Annotated in this window: 11 protein-coding genes and 2 pseudogenes; 8 read left to right on the top strand and 5 right to left on the bottom strand. The window is 72.4% G+C overall.

Going from position 1 to position 17470, the window contains the following annotated elements; genetic code table 11:
- The first annotated feature begins 43 nt into the window (after positions 1 to 43).
- The 3 genes from ABFJ78_RS46685 (at position 44) to ABFJ78_RS46675 (ending at position 2832) form a co-directional block, all read left to right on the top strand.
- Entirely contained in the window at positions 44 to 769 is a 726-nt protein-coding gene (locus ABFJ78_RS46685) for an SDR family oxidoreductase (protein ID WP_436393904.1), read from the top strand.
- A 621-nt stretch (positions 770 to 1390) separates the two neighbouring features.
- The gene (locus ABFJ78_RS46680) at positions 1391 to 2353 is read left to right on the top strand and encodes a class I SAM-dependent methyltransferase (RefSeq protein WP_436393903.1); all 963 of its coding nucleotides are present in this window, start codon (positions 1391 to 1393) and stop codon (positions 2351 to 2353) included.
- 305 nt (positions 2354 to 2658) lie between these two features.
- Complete coding sequence (locus ABFJ78_RS46675; protein ID WP_436393902.1) at positions 2659 to 2832, top strand: hypothetical protein; 174 nt, start codon at positions 2659 to 2661, stop codon at positions 2830 to 2832.
- 212 nt (positions 2833 to 3044) lie between these two features.
- Here the strand turns inward: ABFJ78_RS46675 and ABFJ78_RS46670 are convergent, their stop codons facing one another.
- The gene (locus ABFJ78_RS46670; protein WP_436393901.1) at positions 3045 to 3803 is read right to left on the bottom strand and encodes an IclR family transcriptional regulator; all 759 of its coding nucleotides are present in this window, start codon (positions 3801 to 3803) and stop codon (positions 3045 to 3047) included.
- A 74-nt stretch (positions 3804 to 3877) separates the two neighbouring features.
- Between ABFJ78_RS46670 and ABFJ78_RS46665 the strand changes: the two genes are divergently transcribed.
- Genes ABFJ78_RS46665 through dmpG form a run of 3 tightly spaced genes read left to right on the top strand, consistent with a single transcriptional unit; the run spans position 3878 to position 6584 of the window.
- The gene (locus ABFJ78_RS46665; protein ID WP_436393899.1) at positions 3878 to 4666 is read left to right on the top strand and encodes a 2-keto-4-pentenoate hydratase; all 789 of its coding nucleotides are present in this window, start codon (positions 3878 to 3880) and stop codon (positions 4664 to 4666) included.
- Positions 4663 to 5586 carry an acetaldehyde dehydrogenase (acetylating) gene (locus ABFJ78_RS46660; protein ID WP_436393898.1) on the top strand — a complete coding sequence of 308 codons (924 nt, stop codon included), beginning with the start codon at positions 4663 to 4665 and terminating at the stop codon, positions 5584 to 5586. The genes ABFJ78_RS46665 and ABFJ78_RS46660 overlap by 4 nt, the downstream gene beginning before the upstream one ends.
- Entirely contained in the window at positions 5583 to 6584 is a 1002-nt protein-coding gene (dmpG, locus tag ABFJ78_RS46655) for a 4-hydroxy-2-oxovalerate aldolase (protein WP_436393897.1), read from the top strand. The genes ABFJ78_RS46660 and dmpG overlap by 4 nt, the downstream gene beginning before the upstream one ends.
- Here dmpG and ABFJ78_RS46650 read toward each other — a convergent pair.
- The 3 genes from ABFJ78_RS46650 to ABFJ78_RS46640 form a co-directional block, all read right to left on the bottom strand.
- A complete protein-coding gene (locus ABFJ78_RS46650) occupies positions 6581 to 7567 on the bottom strand; it encodes an LLM class flavin-dependent oxidoreductase (protein ID WP_436393896.1) in 987 nt (328 codons plus the stop codon). The two genes, dmpG and ABFJ78_RS46650, sit on opposite strands and share 4 nt — an antisense overlap.
- Entirely contained in the window at positions 7564 to 8880 is a 1317-nt protein-coding gene (locus ABFJ78_RS46645) for an MFS transporter (RefSeq protein WP_436393895.1), read from the bottom strand. Before ABFJ78_RS46645 ends, ABFJ78_RS46650 begins: the two co-directional genes overlap by 4 nt.
- Before the next feature lie 72 nt (positions 8881 to 8952).
- Positions 8953 to 9768 (bottom strand): alpha/beta fold hydrolase, encoded by an 816-nt coding sequence (locus tag ABFJ78_RS46640; protein ID WP_436393894.1) that lies wholly within the window; start codon positions 9766 to 9768, stop codon positions 8953 to 8955.
- Between the two features lie 204 nt (positions 9769 to 9972).
- On the opposite strand from ABFJ78_RS46640, the pseudogene ABFJ78_RS46635 reads away from it, so the two are divergent.
- Positions 9973 to 10323, top strand: a pseudogene (locus ABFJ78_RS46635) (helix-turn-helix domain-containing protein); the annotation flags it as partial.
- Positions 10324 to 10405: 82 nt separating this feature from the next.
- A pseudogene (locus tag ABFJ78_RS46630) lies at positions 10406 to 11665 on the top strand (carboxylesterase family protein); the annotation flags it as partial.
- 300 nt (positions 11666 to 11965) lie between these two features.
- Here the strand turns inward: ABFJ78_RS46630 and ABFJ78_RS46625 are convergent.
- Entirely contained in the window at positions 11966 to 17422 is a 5457-nt protein-coding gene (locus tag ABFJ78_RS46625; RefSeq protein ID WP_436393893.1) for a WD40 repeat domain-containing protein, read from the bottom strand.
- Positions 17423 to 17470: the final 48 nt, after the last annotated feature.

The raw sequence follows: 17470 nt of genomic DNA, 5'->3' as shown, positions 1-17470 counted from the left end.
CATAATGAATCCGGGGACGTTCCCCACTTGACAAGGAGTCTAGATGAGTCAGTCACTCGACGGCCGTACGGTGCTCGTGACGGGCGCCAACGGCGGTCTCGGCGAACAGTTCGTCCAGCAGGCGCTGGAGCGGGGTGCGGCAAAGGTCTACGCCACCGCCCGCACCCCGAAGCAGTGGGACGACGCCCGCGTCCGGCCGCTCGCCCTCGACCTCACCGATGCGGCGAGCGTCGCGCGGGCCGCCGCGGCCGCGTCGGACGTCGACCTGCTGATCAACAACGCTGCCGTCGCGCCCGCCGGGGACTCCATTTCCGGGCCGGAGGACGAGCTCCGCCGGATCTTCGAGACGAACTTCTTCGGCACCTTGCGGGTCGCGAACGCCTTCACCCCGGTGCTCGCGGCCAACGGCGGCGGCACGCTGCTGAACATCCTCTCCGCGGCGGCCTGGATCAATGTGCCGACCGGCTACGCGGCGTCGAAGGCGGCGATGTGGTCGGCCACCAACGCGCTGCGGACCGAACTCGGCCCGCGCGGCACGCAGGTCGTCGGCCTGCTCGTCGGCATGGTCGACACGCCGATGTCGGCGCGCTGGGACGTACCCAAGGTCAGCGCCGAAAGCGTGGTGGCCCAAGCCTATGACGCTGTCGCGGACGGTTCGCTCGAGGTGCTGGCCGACGAGCCCACGCGGAACCTGAAGTCCCGGCTCGGCACCAAGGCCGAGGAGCTTTACCCGTGGCTCGACGAGCAGCTGGCCTCGTTCGTGCCCTGATCGAGCGGGTGCCGCCGCCGGGGCCGGGGTCCGGCACGCCCCGTGCCCTGTCCCTGCGCGCCGGCCTGCCCTACATCGCGCTGCCGACGACCTACGCGGGATCCGAGATGACCCCGGTCCGGGGGATCACCGAGGACGCACGCAAGCGGACCGGGCGGGATCGGTCGGTGCTGCCGGCCCGGGCGACCGCACTGCGGGGCGCTTGGCTGCGCGGGGCGTGCCTCGGCGCGACGACGATGGGCCTGCACCACAAGCTCTGCCACGTACTCGGCGGCATGCCGTCCTGCTCCCGCACGTCGCCGCGTTCACGCTGCCGGCCGCAACCCCACGCCGCCGCCGTGGTGAGCAGAGCACTCGACGCTCCCCTTGCCGTACCCGCCTGCACGAGCTGGTCGCCGGACTGGGGCCCCCACGAGCCTCGCGGAACTCGGGGTCACCCGGCCCCAGCTCCCTCGAAGCAGCCTGGTCCGGCACCATCTGAACTTCTGGTACTTCACCGTTCGGGAAACGATGCGGGCGCAGCGGCGTTGAACGCACAGCCCACCGCAAGGCGCCGTGCCGAGTTGATTTCCGTTGCGTGACAATGATCGTCACAAGCGCTACCAGCAGGAAAGGCCGCGAATGTCCGTGCCCACCCCGTCCTCCCTCCTCTCCCTGGACCCGAACGACGACCCGTCCACCACCTTGGAAGCCTTCACCTGGGCGCTGGCGGCCCTCATCGCCACCCTGGACGACGCCGCCACGAAGCCGCTGGCCGATGTCTTGACGGCCAACCCGCATCGCACTGCCGTACTCGAAGCGGCCGGACTGGTGCGGCGGGACGGGGACTCACTGGTTCTGCATCGGTCGTACCAGTACCCCGACGGTCCGACGAGCCGCAGCGCGGCGCAGGCACGCCTGAGTTCGCTTCGTCAGGCGGTGGGTGCGGCTGCGGGAGACCAAGGTGCGGCTGGCGGCTGGGCGGACCAGGACGACGAGGTGTTGCGCAATCAGGGCCGCGCCTCCGCGGGCACCGGCCGCGCCATCGCCGGCGAGGTCGTTCCCGCCCTGCCTGGTCTCGCGGAGCGGCTGGACCGGCCGGGTAGCCGGATCCTGGACGTCGGCACCGGCATCGCGGCGTTGGCGCTGGCGCTGGCGGAGGCGTTTCCCCGTGCCGAGGTCGTCGGCGTCGACGTTATGGAGCGCGTGCTGGAACTGGCGCGCAGGGAACTGGCCGACGTCGGTACCGAGGCCGCCGGCCGCGTCACCCTGCGTCACGCCGACGTCGTCGATGTGGCGGACCGAGCCGCCTACGACATGGTCTGGCTGCCCGCCCCCTTCCTGTCGGAGGCTGCCCTGATCCAAGGATTGCCACGACTGATCGAAGCTCTGAAACCCGGTGGCTGGATCGTCGTGGGCACCAACTCGGCGGCCTCCGATCCCCTGCTTCGCGCCGTCGCCGGCTGGCACGCCGCACGCAACGGCGGCAACGCCTACGACGCGGACCGGATGGCGAACGCTCTCACCGCGCACGGCCTGCGGGGTGAACGGGAATTCCCGACGGTGCCGGGCGGGCCCGTGCTGGTCGCGGCACAGCGCGACTGAAGGCGCTGCCGACGCGGGGCATGGTGACGTAGTGGCAGCCGGGCGAGTGGCGAGGCGAGTCGTTCACGGGCCGGCTTCACGACGAGTGCGTGCAGATCACCGTGTTCTGGTCGCTGCCCCGGCCCGGGTCGTGATCAGCGACTGGAAGATCGAGTACGAGTGCGGGCGCATCGATGTCGTGGTCGACAACGCCGGACACGGGCTGTACGGAACCGTGGAGGAACTGACCACCGAGCAGATCAGACACTGCAGACCGGACAGTGGACCAGCGCCTACGACGGCTCACCAGCCGCGCTGGTGCGGGCGTGCAGGCGCCTTCCTGGCCCGCGGTCGGTGACCCCGCGCTGATGGCAGCTCGAATCATCGAGAGCACGGTCACGCACGCCTACCGCTTCATCCACGACGCACTGACTGAACGCCTCGCCGAGATCGAAGCCCAGTCCGACAGCTCCGCCAGAACTGATGCATTACCGTCCTGATGAGTCGTCGGCACGATCCGCTCGGCACGGAACCTAAGTGAGGCGAGCCGCCTCGATCACCGCCGTGCCAGCGGTTGCCTCGGCTCGGCGGCGGCGCAAAAATCGGATCGGTAGCTCGACGGCCAACAGCAAGGCCAGCGGCGGCGGGCCGGCTGCCACAGTCACGGCGAAGCACACGGCGTCGACTTGGACTGCATTTAAAGATTCGGCAGTCATTTCGGCTCGGCGGAGAGGCGCAGTGTCCGCGACAAGCCCAACGCGGCCGTCCGGACCGCCGGGGCCAGGTGCGCCGGCCGGAACTGCTCGCGCGGGACCGCCACCGACAGCGCCGCGACGGCGACCGCGCCGCTGAACACCGGCGCCGCGATGCAGCTCACGCCGAGCGCGGCTTCCTGCTCTTCGTACGCCAGGCCGGACACCTGCGTCTGCTCCAAGGCCGTGCGCAACCGGACCGGGTCGGTGATCGACGACGACGTCAGCTGCGGCAACGGATCCGCGAGGATCGCGTCTGCCAGCGACGGGTCGGAGAACGCCAGCAGGGCCTTGCCGATCGCCGTGCAGGTGAGCGGGAGCCGGCCACCGATGCGGGACGGCAGCGGGACCGCGTCGTGGCCGTGGATGCGTTCGAGGTACACGACTTCGCGGTCGTCGCGGATTCCGAAGTGGACGGTCTGGCGGGTGCTTTCGAACAGGTCCTGCAGGAACGGCAGGGCGGCCTCGCGGAGGTCCTGACGCCGAGGCACGAGCGAACCCAGCTCGAACAGCGTGCCGCCCAGCCGGTACCGCTCCCCCGCCCGCTCCAGGAACCCGAGGCGGACGAGGTCGCCGGCCACCCGGAACGCCGTCGTCTTGGTCAGCCCCGCCCGGGCCGCGAGTTCCGTCAGGCGGAACGACCCGCCGTCCGGGCGATACACCGCCAGGACGGCGGCCGCCTTGTCGAGCATGTTGCCGTTCTCACTGTTCCGTGTCACGGTACAAACTTTGGCAGACCGGAGGGCCGGGGCCTATACCTGGCGGGTCACGATCCCTGCTCCGGAGGTCCCTGATGAACGAGGCCGTCCCCAAGGCCGCGGCGGTGCTCGCGGCCGCGGCCGCCACTGCCACGCCGTGTCCGCCGATCCGCGACCTCTTCGCCGACGGCGACATCGACGCGGCTTACGAGGTGCAGCGGCTGCACACCGAGCGCGTGCTCGCGGCCGGGCACCGCCTGGTCGGGCGCAAGATCGGTCTGACGTCACCGGCCGTGCAACGCCAGCTGGGCGTCGACCGCCCCGACTTCGGCGCACTGTTCTCCGACATGGCCCTCGGCCACGAAGGAACAGTTCCCGCCGGCCGGCTGCTGCAGCCCAAGGTGGAGGCCGAGATCGCCCTGATCCTCGGCGCCGACCTGCCCGGTCCGGACTGCTCGGTCGCCGACGTCCGCGCGGCCACCGCGTTCCTCGCCCCGGCGCTGGAGATCGTCGACAGCCGGATCGCCGACTGGGACATCACCATCGTCGACACCGTCGCCGACAACGCTTCCTCGGGCATGTTCGTCCTCGGCGACGCCCGCGAGGCGATCGACGACGTCGAGCCCGCCGACGTCGAGATGCAGCTCCACCGTGGCACCGAACTCGTCTCCCGGGGCACCGGCCGCGACTGCCTCGGCGACCCCCTCAACGCGGCCGCCTGGCTCGCCACCACGCTGGCCCGCCGCGGGGAACCGCTGCGGGCGGGCGACATCGTCCTCACCGGCGCACTGGGCCCGATGGTGCCCGCCGCGCCCGGCGACGTCTTCACCGCCCGGATCTCGGGGCTCGGCGAGGTCACGATCAGTTTCGGAGGGGTCGCATGAGCGCGAAAGTCGCCATCATCGGATCGGGCAACATCGGCACCGACCTGATGATCAAGGTCCTGCGCCTGTCCGAGCACCTGGAAATCGCCGCCATGGCCGGGATCGACCCCGCGTCCGACGGGCTCGCCCGCGCCCGCCGGCTCAAGGTCGCCACCACGCACGAGGGCGTCGACGGCCTCGTCCGGCTCGACGAGTTCGCCGACGTCCAGTACGTCTTCGACGCCACCTCCGCGGGCGCGCACCGCCGTCACGACGAGGTCCTGCGCGGCCTCGGCCGGACCGTCATCGATCTGACGCCCGCTGCCCTCGGGCCCTACGTCGTCCCGCCGGTCAACCTCGGCGAGCACCTCGACGCCCCCAACGTCAACATGGTCACCTGCGGCGGCCAGGCCACCATCCCGATCGTGGCGGCCGTCCGCGCGGTGACCCCGGTGCACTACGGCGAAATCATCGCGTCCATCTCGTCGCGCTCGGCGGGGCCGGGCACGCGCGCCAACATCGACGAGTTCACCGAGACCACCGCGGCCGCGATCGAAAAGGTCGGCGGTGCCACCCGCGGCAAGGCCATCATCGTGCTCAACCCGGCCGAACCGCCGCTCATCATGCGCGACACCGTGCACTGTCTGGTATCCGATGTGGACACCGAAGCCGTCACCGCGTCCATCGAAGAAATGGTCGGCCGGGTGCAGGCCTACGTCCCGGGCTACCGGCTCAAGCAGAAGGTCCAGTTCGAGACCGTCGCCGCCGACGACCCGCTGCACCGCCTGGTCCCCACCGGCGACGCGGTCAAGGTGTCGGTGTTCCTCGAGGTCGAGGGCGCCGCGCACTACCTGCCCGCCTACGCCGGGAACCTCGACATCATGACCTCGGCCGCGCTGCGCACCGCCGAACGCATGGCCGCTCAGGAGGCAGTCCGATGACCGACCTGTACATCCAGGACGTCACCCTGCGGGACGGCATGCACGCCATCCGCCACCGCTACACCGTCGAGCAGGCACGCGCGATCGCCGGCGCCCTCGACGCCGCCGGCGTGGCCGCCATCGAAATCGCCCACGGCGACGGGCTTTCCGGGTCCAGCATCAACTACGGCGTCGGCGCCCACACCGACTGGGAATGGATCGAAGCGGTCTGCGACGTCACCCGCAACGCCATCCCGACCACGCTCTTGCTGCCCGGGATCGGCACGCTGCACGACCTGCGGGAGGCCCACCGGCTCGGCGTCCGCTCGGTCCGCGTCGCCACGCACTGCACCGAAGCCGACATCTCCGCCCAGCACATCGGCGCCGCCCGCGAACTCGGGATGGACGTCGCCGGCTTCCTGATGATGTCCCACATGGCCGAGCCGAGCGAACTCGCCAAGCAGGCCAAGCTCATGGAGTCCTACGGCGCCGCGTGCGTCTACGTCACCGACTCCGGCGGCCGGCTCACCATGGATGGCGTCCGCGATCGGGTCCGCGCCTACCGGGACGTCCTCGACCCGGGGACGCAGATCGGCATCCACGCCCACCACAACCTCGCCCTGGGCGTCGCCAACAGCGTCGTCGCGGCCGAAAACGGCGCCGTCCGGATCGACGCGTCCCTCGCCGGGCAGGGCGCCGGGGCGGGCAACTGCCCCCTCGAAGCGTTCATCGCGGTGGCGGACCTGATGGGCTGGGACCACGGCTGCGAGCTGTTCCCGCTGATGGATGCCGCCGACGACCTGGTGCGCCCGTTGCAGGACCGGGAAGTCCGGGTCGACCGCGAGACGCTGAGCCTGGGTTACGCGGGCGTCTACTCGAGCTTCCTGCGCCACGCCGAAGCGGCCGCGGTGCGGTACGGACTCGACACCCGGGCGATCCTCGTCGAGGTCGGCCGCCGGGGCATGGTCGGCGGCCAGGAGGACATGATCACCGACATCGCGCTCGACCTCGCGGGTTAGCGCCCCAGCGCGGGCAGTACCCGGCCGGCGAAGTCGGCGGTCAGCTGCCGCGGCAGATCGTAGGAACCTACGTGCTGCAGCAGCACCGCCGACACGCCGGACCGGGCCAGCTCGGTCAGCCGGGCCGCGATTTCGGCGGCCGTGCCGTACAAACAGAACCGCCGGGCGAACAGCTCGGCGGTTTCGTCGTCCACAAAGGATTCACAGGCCCGGACCGCCGAGTCCCAGGACTCGGCGTGCAGCAAGTCCGGACGCAGTTGCGGCAGCCGCTCCGGCACGCGCACGTCTACCCCCGCCGAAGCGAGGAACGTCGCCCCGCCGTTGGCCGCGATGCTCAGGCACACCGGCTTCAGTTCCCGGGCGTCAAGCCGTACCGAGTCGGTGACGCGGCAGAACGCCGACACGGTGATCGGCACGGATCCGCCGGCCGTCACCTGCCGCATCGCGGCCTCCAGGGGCTCCGGGGCCACGCCGGACAGCAGGATCGCACCGTCCGCGATCTCCCCGGCCAGTCGCAGGTTCCGCGGCCCGCTCGCCGCCAGGTGGAGCGGCACGGCGACCGGGTCGCGCAACCGCGACCGCACGCCGCCGAAGTCCACCTCGTCCCCGGCCAGCAGGGATCGGATCACCCGGAGCCCGGCACGCAGCCCGGCCCGGGTCGACGGGGCGAGCCCGGCCGGGACGACCGAGCTGTTGCCCACGCCGACGCCGAGCACGAACCGGCCGGGCGCGAGTTCGGCCACGGTCCGCGCCGCGCCCGCCACCACCGACGGGTGCCGGGTGACGACGTTCGTCACCGCCGTGCCGAGCCCGATCATCGACGTGCCGGCGGCGGCCGCGGCCGCTGTGGCGAAGACGTCCCGCCACAGCAGCTGCGAGTCCGGGAACCACACGTCGTCGAACCCCAGGCGTTCGACCTCCTGGACGAAGGCCACCAGCTCCGGCAGCGGGACGCACGGCGGAACCCGGACCCCGATCCTCATGCCGCCGGCGCCCCGGACGCCTCACGGAGGACCTCCGGCTGCTCGGACGGCGCGGGCCGCAGCAGCAGCCCGCCGACCGCGGTCAGCGCCCATGCCACCGCCATGTACGCGGCGATGGACACCCACGTGCCGGTCGACTCCAGCAGGGACGCGCTGATCGCGGGAGCGAAGGCGTTGCCGAGGATCGTGCCGAGGGTGAAGCCGATCGCCATCCCGCTGAACTGCAGCGAAACCGGGAACGCCTCCGAGAAAAAGACCGGGAACATCGCGAAGTTGGCGGCGTAGCCCGCGAACAGCAGCGCGAACCCGAGGAACATCAGCCAGGGATTTCCCGTGTTCAGCAAGGGGAACCAGGCGAACGAGAGCACGACCATCGCGACGGCGGCGGTGACGAAGACCGTCTTCGGCCCGATCCGGTCGGCCAGCCTGCCGTACAGCGGCGCGCCGATCACGACCACGAACAGCCCGGGCAGCAGGACGTCGATCATCGTCGACGTGCTCACGCCCAGCTCGGTCTTGCCGTACGTCAGCACGTACACCGAGCTCACGGTGATCGTGACGCCGGCGCCGAGCGTCGCCAGCGTCACCAGGACGACGGTGCCGCCGCACCGGCGCAGGACGTCCACCAGCGGCAGCTTGTGCACCGCGCCGGCGCCCTTGACGTCCGCGAACTCCGGGCTCTCCCGCAGGCCCAGCCGGATCACCAGCCCGGCGACGACGAGCAGCACGCTCACGAGGAACGGGATGCGCCAGCCCCAGGCGAGCTGCGCGTCTTCGGGCAGCCGGGCCACGAGCAGGAACATCGCGTTGGCCAGGATGGTCCCGACCGCCGTGCCGGTGTTGAGGATGCCGCCGAAGAACCCGCGCCGCCGCTGGTCGGCGTGTTCGACGGTGAGCAGCACGGCACCGCTGGACTCGCCGCCGAGGGACACGCCCTGCACGATCCGGAGCGCGACGAGCAGGATCGGCGCGGCGATGCCGAGAGTGCCGTACGACGGCAGCAGCCCGATCGCCGTGGTCGCGACGCCCATCATCATCAGCGTGGTGACCAAAATGGACTTGCGGCCGAGCCGGTCACCGAGGTGCCCGAACAGCAGGGCGCCGAACGGGCGGGCGACGTAGCCGACCCCGAAGCTGGAGAGCGAGATGAGCGTGCCCACCACCGGGTCGGCGGCGGGGAAGAAGACCTTGGGGAACAGCAGCGACGCCGCCAGGCCGTAGACGAAGAAGTCGTAGAACTCGACGGTGGTGCCGAACCACCCGGCCAGCGCGGCCCTGGTCTGTTGCCGTTGTGGTTGTGTACCAGCGGACATGGTTGCCTCCGGAAGAGCCGGTTGAGTTGGCGTACTTTCGTGTGCGGGCCGGGACGTCGGCAACGCGCGGGTTCAATCAGCGGACCGGGTGAACCGGCGCAGGAAGGGCAGCACCGTGGCCGCGACCTCGTCGGCCTTGTCCTCCATGAGCGCGACCGTGCCGCCGTCGATCACAGCCAGGTGCACGAGGGCAGCCCCGGTCAGGTGCTGTTCCAGGGGCTCCAATGCGGGCAGGGCGAACGGGTCGGCGCCCGCGCCGAGGAGCAGGGCGGGGGCGCGCACCTGCCCGATCCGCCGTTCCATCTCGTACCGGGCGCACGCCAGGTGACCTTCGCGCGGGTCGACGCCGGGAGCCAGGGCGTCCCGGACGAACCGGTCGAGCAGGCCGGTCGCCGCCTTCGGGTAGTAGGGGCGCCGCTGTTCCCACCACGCGAGCAGGTGGCCGCCGCCGGGTTCGCGAGCGGCGTCGTCGACCCCGGGACCGTCCACATGCGACGCACGGTAGCCCGCGTCCGCCCACGGCGTCGACGACAGGACCACGGCGGTGATCCGGCCGGGTGCCGCGGCGGCCAGCTCGACCGCCACCACGCCGCCGGTGTGGTGGCCGACCACCGCCGTGCGGTCCACCCCGAGCGCGTCCAGTGCCGCGAGGACGCCACGGGCGTAGTCCTCGATGTGCTGGGGCGCGGGCAGCGGTGTGCTGTTGCCGAAGCCCGGCATGTCGAGCGCGATCACCCGGTGGTCCGCGGCCAGCAGCGGCTGCAGCTCGCGGAACTCGTCGTGCGAGCGCGGGGTCTGGTGCAGCAGGAGCACGGCCGGGCCGGTTCCCTGCTCCGCGTAGTGCACCTGGCCGCCGGGCACCTTGACGTAGCCGTACTCCGTCGTCATGCGGCTCCCTGAGGTCGGAATGGAGGTGCCCGGGAGTGTTCGCCGTCACCCCCGGCGGACCTAACCCGGCGGTCCGCCTACCGAACCGCGTCACCAGACCGTTTCACGGCGGGAACGACCGGAAACTCGCTGGTAACGGACGGTGACGTCCGCTGGACTTGGATCTTTCCGCGTGGTGATAATCCACAGCCGCGAGGAGGTGCCATGTCCACCGAGGACGAAGGCCGGCCCAGTTCGGTGCTCGGCAAGGCGCAGCTGCTGCTCGGCGCGTTCGAATCCGGCGCCTACCAGCTGGGACTGACCGACCTGAGCCGCCGGTCCGGCGTGCCGAAGGCGTCGGCGTACCGCCTGGCGCAGGAGCTGGTCGAGTGGGGCCTGCTGGAGCGCCGCGGCGACTGCTACCAGCTCGGCCTGCGGATGTTCGAGCTCGGCCAGCGGGTACCGGCTTCGGCGGTGCTGCGCGCGGTCGCCCGGCCCGCGCTGGCCGACCTGTTCGCCGCCACCCGCGCGACGATCCACCTGGCCGTGCTCGACGGCGCCCACGTGCTGTTCCTGGAGAAGGTCGCCGGCGAGGCGAACATCCACTCGCACTCCCGGATCGGCGGCCGGCTGCCGCCCGGCGCGGGCGACGCACGAGCGGCTGCCGGTGCTGCTGTGGATCCACGGCGGCGGGTTCTCGTCCGGCTCCGGCAGCGCGTTCGACGGGTCGCTCCTGGCCGAGACGAACAACATCGTCGTCGTGACGATCAACTACCGGCTCGGCGCGTTCGGCTTCCTCGGCCTGCCCGGCTTGAGCAACTCCGGCGCGGGCAACTACGGCCTGCTCGACCAGGTCGCCGCCCTGGACTGGGCCAACCGCAACATCGACCGGTTCGGCGGCGACCACAAGGCCGTGACCGTTTCCGGGCTCTCCGCCGGCGGCCACTCGGTGTGCGCGCTGCTTTCGTCGCCCCTGACGCGCGGCCTGATCGACGGCGCCATCATCCAGAGCGGCGGCTGCCCGAGCCACACCGTCGCCGAGTCCCAGGCGGCCGGCGCGCGGTTCGCCGCCGACGCCGGCTGCACCGCCGACGCGGTCAGCTGCCTGCGCGCCAAGTCCGCGGCCGAGCTCCAGAGCGCGAGCGCCGGCTTCCGCGGCGGCATCCTCACCGGCCCGCTGCCGACCGCCGGCGTGCCGGAACTGCCCCTCCCGCCCGCCGAAGCCGTGCGCACGGGCCGCTTCGAGCGGGTCCCTCTCCTGATCGGCAGCACCCGCGACGAAGTACGGGGCTGGGCCCAGCCGTTCGCCACCGCCACGCCCGCCCAGTACACGAAAAGCCTCGAGTACCTCTTCGGCAACCGCGCGGCGGACGTCGAGAAGGTGTACCCGCTGAGCAACTACCCCGCCCAGAACACGGCGGCCTATGCCTTGGGTGCGGTGTGGACGGACTCGAGTGTCTTCTACGGACTGGGCGGCTGCCAGTACGCCCGGCTGGCGCAACAGTTCTCGAGGTATCAGCCGAAGACGTTCCTGTACCGCTTCGACGCGCGAAGCCCCTCCGCCCCGCCGGCCCCGGGCTCCTTCGACGCCGGCGCGGCGCACGCGGCGGACCAGGCCTATCTCTGGCCCACGGCGACCAGCGTCTACGACCGCGACCAGCTCCGGCTGTCGGCCGAAATGGTCCGGTACTGGGGCGCGTTCGTCCGCCAGGGCACCCCGGACGCCGCCGGGCAGGCGGAATGGCCGGGCGTCAAGGACAAGGGGGCGATGATCCTCCGGCTCGGCGGCAGCTCGGCGGTGGCCTCGACCGCGTTCGCCGCCGCGCAGCACTGCGACCTGTGGAACAGTTTCGGCTACCAGTGGCTGGACATCAATCCCGATCAGCTCGCCCGGCAGGTCGGGGTCGTACAGAAGTAGCTCCGGCGGCGCCGGCCGACGGGTCCGGCACGTCGGCCGGCCCGCACCGCCCGAACGACCCGGCCGACGATTGCCGACTGGCCGGAACGGCGAGGAGTGCGACCCGATCCGATTCGGGACGGGCGGCGCCCACCCCACGCGCCCGGACGAGCAACGGCTCACCCGCTCGCTCGGCCTTGCAGCCCTCGACGCTCGCCGGTGATCATGTTCGGGCCGAGCAGCCGCCGCTCCGAGTTCATCGGGCGCCCGGCGACGCGGCCGGCCGAAGCGGTCCGCCACCTCGTCGAGATCCGAGGCACGTCACGGCAGATCGGCCTCGGTCCGGCCCAGCACCAGCTGGTCGAACCGGGCGCCGGCGCCGTCCGCGCGGAGGCCGAACCCGCGCACCGGCACCGGCTTGCCGCCCGAGAGGGCCCAAAGGTCCACGCGGACCTTCGTCCACGCGGACGGTGGCTCGCCGGGCACCCGGTGCTCGGCGAGCACCGAGTAGTCGGGCCAGCGCGAATCCCCGGCGAACACGCAGTAGGCCGGGGCCGGCCACGGGTGGCCCAGCCGCACCCCGATCCCCGTCGTGCCGGGCGACGTCGCCGTCCACGCGAATTGCAGCCAGCGGTACTGACCGGGCTGCGGGTTCTCGGCGATCGTGAAGTCCCAGTCGGGGATGGCGTGTCCGAACGGCGCGCGGTAGAACGGGTGCGCCTCTCCCGCGCCGGAGAGCTCGAGACACGTGCTGCCCGAATACGCGTCGCCCTGGTGGAACCCGAACACCGGGAAGTACAGCATGGCGGCGAGGTCGCCGACGCGGTCGTCGAACAACGTCGCCCGGCCGCGCCGGGCGAGCACGTCACGGTGCGACGCGCCGAGCTGCTCGCCGTGGAACACCACCTCGCCGAGCCGGATGTTGCCGCCGGGCCAGCTGCCGCCGCCGGTCGTGGCGAACCGGAAGCGGGCCGCCTCCAGGGGCTGGTCGAAGACGTGGCTGTGCAGCGGCTCGTCGGACAACAGCAGCGGCCCGTCCTGCCACCGCTCGGTTTCCGCGTCCCACCACTGGATGCGCAGGTCGCGCAGCCAGGACGCCGGGTGGGCCGGGTCTTCGGCGAGGGTGACGCCGGTCAGCCGCAGCTGCGTGCGGAAGGCGTCGAACTTCAGCACCAGCTCGTCCCGCCAGCCGCTGTTCACCAGGCCGATGTCGTGCCAGTGCAGCCACGGCTCCGGCGGCGGGTCGGTCTTGCCGTCGCGCAGCAGGTCGGCGGAGTGGCGGCCCTCCAGGGCCTGCTGGGGCCGGACCGACTCGGCCGTGATCAGCGCACTCGTGTCCGTCAGCAGGTTCGGTGTCAGCGGCAGCGGCGGGTGGACGGCGTTGCCCCAGCCGGTCTTGCGGGTGGTCGGGGTCGGGTCCGGCAGCCGTAGTTTCGCGCGGGCGTCGGTCTCGGTGGGGGCCAGCTTCGTCCGCCACCGCTCGGCGAACCTTCCGTCGTAGCGGATCACCGTGCCGAGCCAGGTCGCCACCAGCAGGTCGCCGCCGGGCAGCCAGGCCGCGACCGGCAGCGCGCGCAGGTCGCGCTCGGCCAGCACCACGCCGTCGCCGGAGAGCACGGTGAGGGTGCCGAGCTCGCTGCCGACCGCCACCCGGGCGCCGTCGGCGGAAATCCGGGGCCGGCGCAGGAGGTCGTCGCCGGTGAACGTCCACAGCAGACCGGTGGCCGCGTCGAACAGCGACAGCTTGCGCCCGGCGGTGACGGCGATCCGGCTGCCGTCGGCGGAGACGGAGACCTCCTCGGCCGGAGCCGGGATGGTGGCGGCCACCGCGCCGCCCCGCACGACGAACAGCCGCCCGCCTTCGCCGTCGGACCACAGCACCGCGGTCCTGCGGTCGGCGCTGACCACGCCGCCGCCGAACCAGCCGGCGTCCGGCACCGGGATCGAGAAGACCTGGAGACCGTTGTCGGCCGCGTACCCGGTGATCCATTCGCCGCGGTAGCCGATGAGCACGTCGTCGTCGAGGGCCAGCAGCCGCAACGGGGTCCGGTCGTCGGCCCACCACTCCGCCGACCAGCGCTGGTTCCCGGCCGCGTCCCAGACCACCACCCCGAGGTCGCCGGCGGTGGCCACCCAGGACCCGTCGGGAGCGACGGCGAAGTTGGGCATCCCGGTGTCGTAGGCCCACTCGCCCTGCGCCCAGTCCGTGGCGCGCTTCGGCAGCCCGAACACCGCGAACCGCCGCCGCGGCACGCCCGCGGGGTCGAGCAGGTAGAGGTGGTGGCCCTCGGCGGTGTCGAGGTCGAAGCCGCGGACCGCGAACCCGCCACTGTGGACGGTCGGCGCGATGGCGAAGTGGTGCCCCAGCTTCCGGCGCCACCTGGTCTTCCCGGTCGTCAGGTCGAGGCCGTAGGCGTTGTGATCCCAGGCGAAGCAGTTCAGCAGCGCGTCGCGGCCGTCGGCGGTGACGGCGATGTCGCGCACGTGCGGGCCGAACGCGTCGGGCGACGCGGGCGGCAGGACTCCGTGCACGACCGGCACGACGGCGTACAGCCGTGCCGGGGCGGTCCGCAGGTCGGCGGTGAACCGGCCGCCGACCAGCGTCACCGGCTTCCCGGTGAGCACGTCGACGACCTGGTGCAGCAGCGGGACGTCGAGGCTCAGCTCGGCCAGCACCGGCACCCGGGCCGTCATGAACAGCCCGACGCGCCACGCGTCGCCGGGGTCCCAGTCGAGCATCGTGTTGTTGACCACCCAGATGTACCGGACACCGCCGGCGGTCCAGTCGCCGAGCAGCACCTCCGGCTGGTCGCACTCGGCGACCGGCTTGACGCCTTCCAGGACCTTGCGCAGCGCGGCCGCGTGCTCCAGGAAGCAGCCCTGCAGCCGCGGGTAGGCCGAGTCGTCCTGGAACACCGACGGATCCCGGCGGACGCGGTCGAACGTCAGGCCGAGCGGCGGGTAGCCGGCCACGACCTCCGGGCGGCAGGACCCGTCGTGGTACACCGGCACGCCCGCGGTGCGCAGCGCCTCCGCGAGTGGCGGGTCGAGCTCGACGCGCTGGCCGACCAGCAGCACGGCGTCGAACGCGCGCAGGACGTCGGCGTGGGCGTCCTCGGTGAAGACGAACGACGCCGGGCGGTGGGCGTAGAGGCAGGCGTTGTAGGCCTCGAACTGCGCGGCGAAGTAGCTGCTCCAGATCTGGGCGTCCCATTCCTCGATGCTCTGCATCCGGCGGGAGACGACGATCGCGACGCGGTTGCCGTTCTCGGCCCCGGCGGTCACCGGGCCGTACTTCGCGGCCAGGTCGAACAACGCGCGCAGCATCGACGTCTTGCCCGCGCCGCCCGACCACGCGTCGCCCGGCCGCGCGCCGAGGCCGCCGGTGCGCTCGTTCGCGACCGCGTGCGGCGGGATGTGCCGGGCGCCGGCGTCGCCGACCATCCCGGTGCCGTGCGCGCCGCGCATGACCTGCTGCAGGACGGTCGGGGCGAACATCCCGCCGGTGCCGTCGTCGTTCCAGAGCTCGGGGTGGCCCCAGACGGGTTTGCCCGGCCGGCGCTGGAAGTCGACCTCGTGCCCGGTGACCTGCGGCGGCTGGATCTGCTCGGCCTGGAACTGCACGTCGACCTCGTCGGCGTGGGCGAACAGGACCTGCGGCGGGCTCTGGATCGCGCGGTAGGGCCCGGTCATCGCGCTCACCTTGCCCGAGTCGACGGAGTCCGCCGCGGCCCGCAAGCGCGCCTCCGCGTCGACCTTCAGCGCGAACGCCCGCGCGGCGACGGAGTCGAGCACCGGGTCCCAGGCCCCAGTGGCCTTGGCCGCCGCCAGCGCGGCGGTGTAGGCCGCCTTCTCCGTCTCGTCGGCGGCGAGGTCGGCGCCGGTCTTGGTGAGCCACCAGTTCGCCGCCCAGCTCCAGCCGCGGAACGCCGGGTAGTGCTTCAGGATTCCGGTGACGCCCTTGACGTCGGCTTCCATCTGCTCCGGGCTGCGGGTGTCGTACGGCGTCCCGAGCGGCAGCCCGGCGTCCATGTACAGCAGGATCGCCTGCTCTTCGATGCCCTGGGCGCCGTACGCGGCGATCGCCCGGCGGCTCGGGTCCTCGAAGACGGCCTTTTCCGGGGCGACCGCGGCCGGGTCGGCGGCGAGCCGGGCGGCCGTCGCGGGGTCGGCCGAATGTTGTTGGAACCGGCCCGGCCAGCCCCAGCCGAGGCGGTCGACGAAAAGGGTGAGCCCGAGTTTCTTGGCGCGGGTGACATGGTCTCGCAGGACGTCCGGGACGTCGGCGACGCGCGGCGGAAGCGTGCTGGTCGTCCGCGGGTCGGTCGGGAAGCCGTCGCCGTAGTCACCGTGCTGGACGAGGTGGTACGCGGGCCTGGTGGCGAGCCCCGGGCCGAGGTCGAGATGCTGCGGCGCGACCGTGGCGCCGGGAACGTCGGCGTCGAGGACATACCGGCCGATCGGCCACGATGTCGTGTCGAAGCTCGCCTGTCCCCGGCCGCCGGTCAGGGTGACGTCGGCGGTGGCGACCGGCTTTCCGCCGCTCACGGCCGCGAGCCGGACGGTGCCGGGCGCGGTCCCCCGGGCGACGACGGTGACCGGCACCGGTTCGCCACGGCCGAAGGAGAACCGGTTGAGCTCGGTGAAGACCGACACCGTGCCGGCCGCACCCGGCGTGCGGATCTCGACGACACCGTCCACGACGTACTCCGCGTGGCGCCCGCGGACGTCCGGCGAGACGCGCAGCTGGTACAGCCCCCGGGCACCGGCGGGCGGAGTCACCTTCCCGTCGATGAGCGGGAGCTCGGTGAACTCCGGCACGCCGAGCGGACGCACCCACACGCGCCAGCGCGGCGCCGCCGTCCAGCGCCCGCGGTCGTGCGCGATCGTCAGCGGCACGGGCTGCCCGGCGAACCAGACGTCGTCCGGACAGGTGACGGTGAGCCGCTCGACGTCGGCCGCGACGCGGCGGAGGAGCCGGCCGGTCGTGCGGTCGTAGACCTCGAACAGGGTCGCCGGGTCGTCACGGCGGACGTAGATCTCGCCGCCACGCAGGCGGAGGGTGCTCACCGGGTACCGGGAGTCGGGCAGGGCGAGGGTGAGGGATCCCGCGGGCGACCCGTTGTCGTCGTACCGCTGGACTTCGGCGCCCCCGGCGAGGACGTGGAGGTGACCGTCGTCGGCGATGTCGAAGGCAGCCAGCAGAAGTCCCGCGGGCCGCACCGGGACGTTCCACAGTGGACGGCCGTCGAACGTCGTGGCCCAGATGCCCCCGGCCTGCCAGGCGGTGTAGAGACGGCCGCGCGCCTCGGCGACGCGGAGCCCGCCGGTGTAGTTCCTGGCCTCCGCCGTGACGTCGAGCGGGTGCACGGCCACCACACCGCCGCGGTTGAGCCGCAGCACTCGCTTCTCGTACTGGTCGAGGGCGTAGAAGTCACCCGACGCGCCCGCTTCGACAGCGGCGGGCGCGGCCCAGCCGACGGTGTCGTTGTCGGTGAAGTCGTCGAGGTGGCCCAGCGCGTTCCACCACCGGTCCCAGAACGCGACCCGGTGCGGGAAGTGCGCTTCGGCGGTGACGACGGTGCCGTCCGCCCCGGCGGTGACGGCGAGGGCGGAGTACCCGACCTGGCCGAGTTTCGGCGACGACCCGTCCGGGCCGACGCGGAGCACGCGCCCGCCGGCGGTGAGGTAGACGAGCCCGTCGAGGCCGAGCCCGAGCTGCGCGCTTGCGACGTCGAACGCGGGGTCGTGCCGGGAAACCACCTGGTCCAGGATCATCGCCGCGTCCTCCCGCCGATCGAGGATCCGATCGTGACAGGCGCGGGC

It is taken from the genome of Amycolatopsis sp. MEPSY49 (assembly GCF_051337345.1).
Taxonomy (GTDB): Bacteria; Actinomycetota; Actinomycetes; order Mycobacteriales; family Pseudonocardiaceae; genus Amycolatopsis.
Note: the sequence above shows the minus strand (reverse complement) of the source record. Positions and strands in the feature narration are given on the sequence as shown.

Bases quoted from the DNA above. Each gene is read 5' to 3' on its own strand.
- ABFJ78_RS46685 (WP_436393904.1), top strand. From the start codon at position 44: ATGAGTCAGTCACTCGACGGCCGTACGGTGCTCGTGACGGGCGCCAAC.
- ABFJ78_RS46680 (WP_436393903.1), top strand. From the start codon at position 1,391: ATGTCCGTGCCCACCCCGTCCTCCCTCCTCTCCCTGGACCCGAACGAC.
- ABFJ78_RS46665 (WP_436393899.1), top strand. From the start codon at position 3,878: ATGAACGAGGCCGTCCCCAAGGCCGCGGCGGTGCTCGCGGCCGCGGCC.
- ABFJ78_RS46660 (WP_436393898.1), top strand. From the start codon at position 4,663: ATGAGCGCGAAAGTCGCCATCATCGGATCGGGCAACATCGGCACCGAC.
- dmpG (WP_436393897.1), top strand. From the start codon at position 5,583: ATGACCGACCTGTACATCCAGGACGTCACCCTGCGGGACGGCATGCAC.
- ABFJ78_RS46650 (WP_436393896.1), bottom strand. From the start codon at position 7,567: ATGAGGATCGGGGTCCGGGTTCCGCCGTGCGTCCCGCTGCCGGAGCTG.
- ABFJ78_RS46645 (WP_436393895.1), bottom strand. From the start codon at position 8,880: ATGTCCGCTGGTACACAACCACAACGGCAACAGACCAGGGCCGCGCTG.
- ABFJ78_RS46640 (WP_436393894.1), bottom strand. From the start codon at position 9,768: ATGACGACGGAGTACGGCTACGTCAAGGTGCCCGGCGGCCAGGTGCAC.
- ABFJ78_RS46625 (WP_436393893.1), bottom strand. From the start codon at position 17,422: ATGATCCTGGACCAGGTGGTTTCCCGGCACGACCCCGCGTTCGACGTC.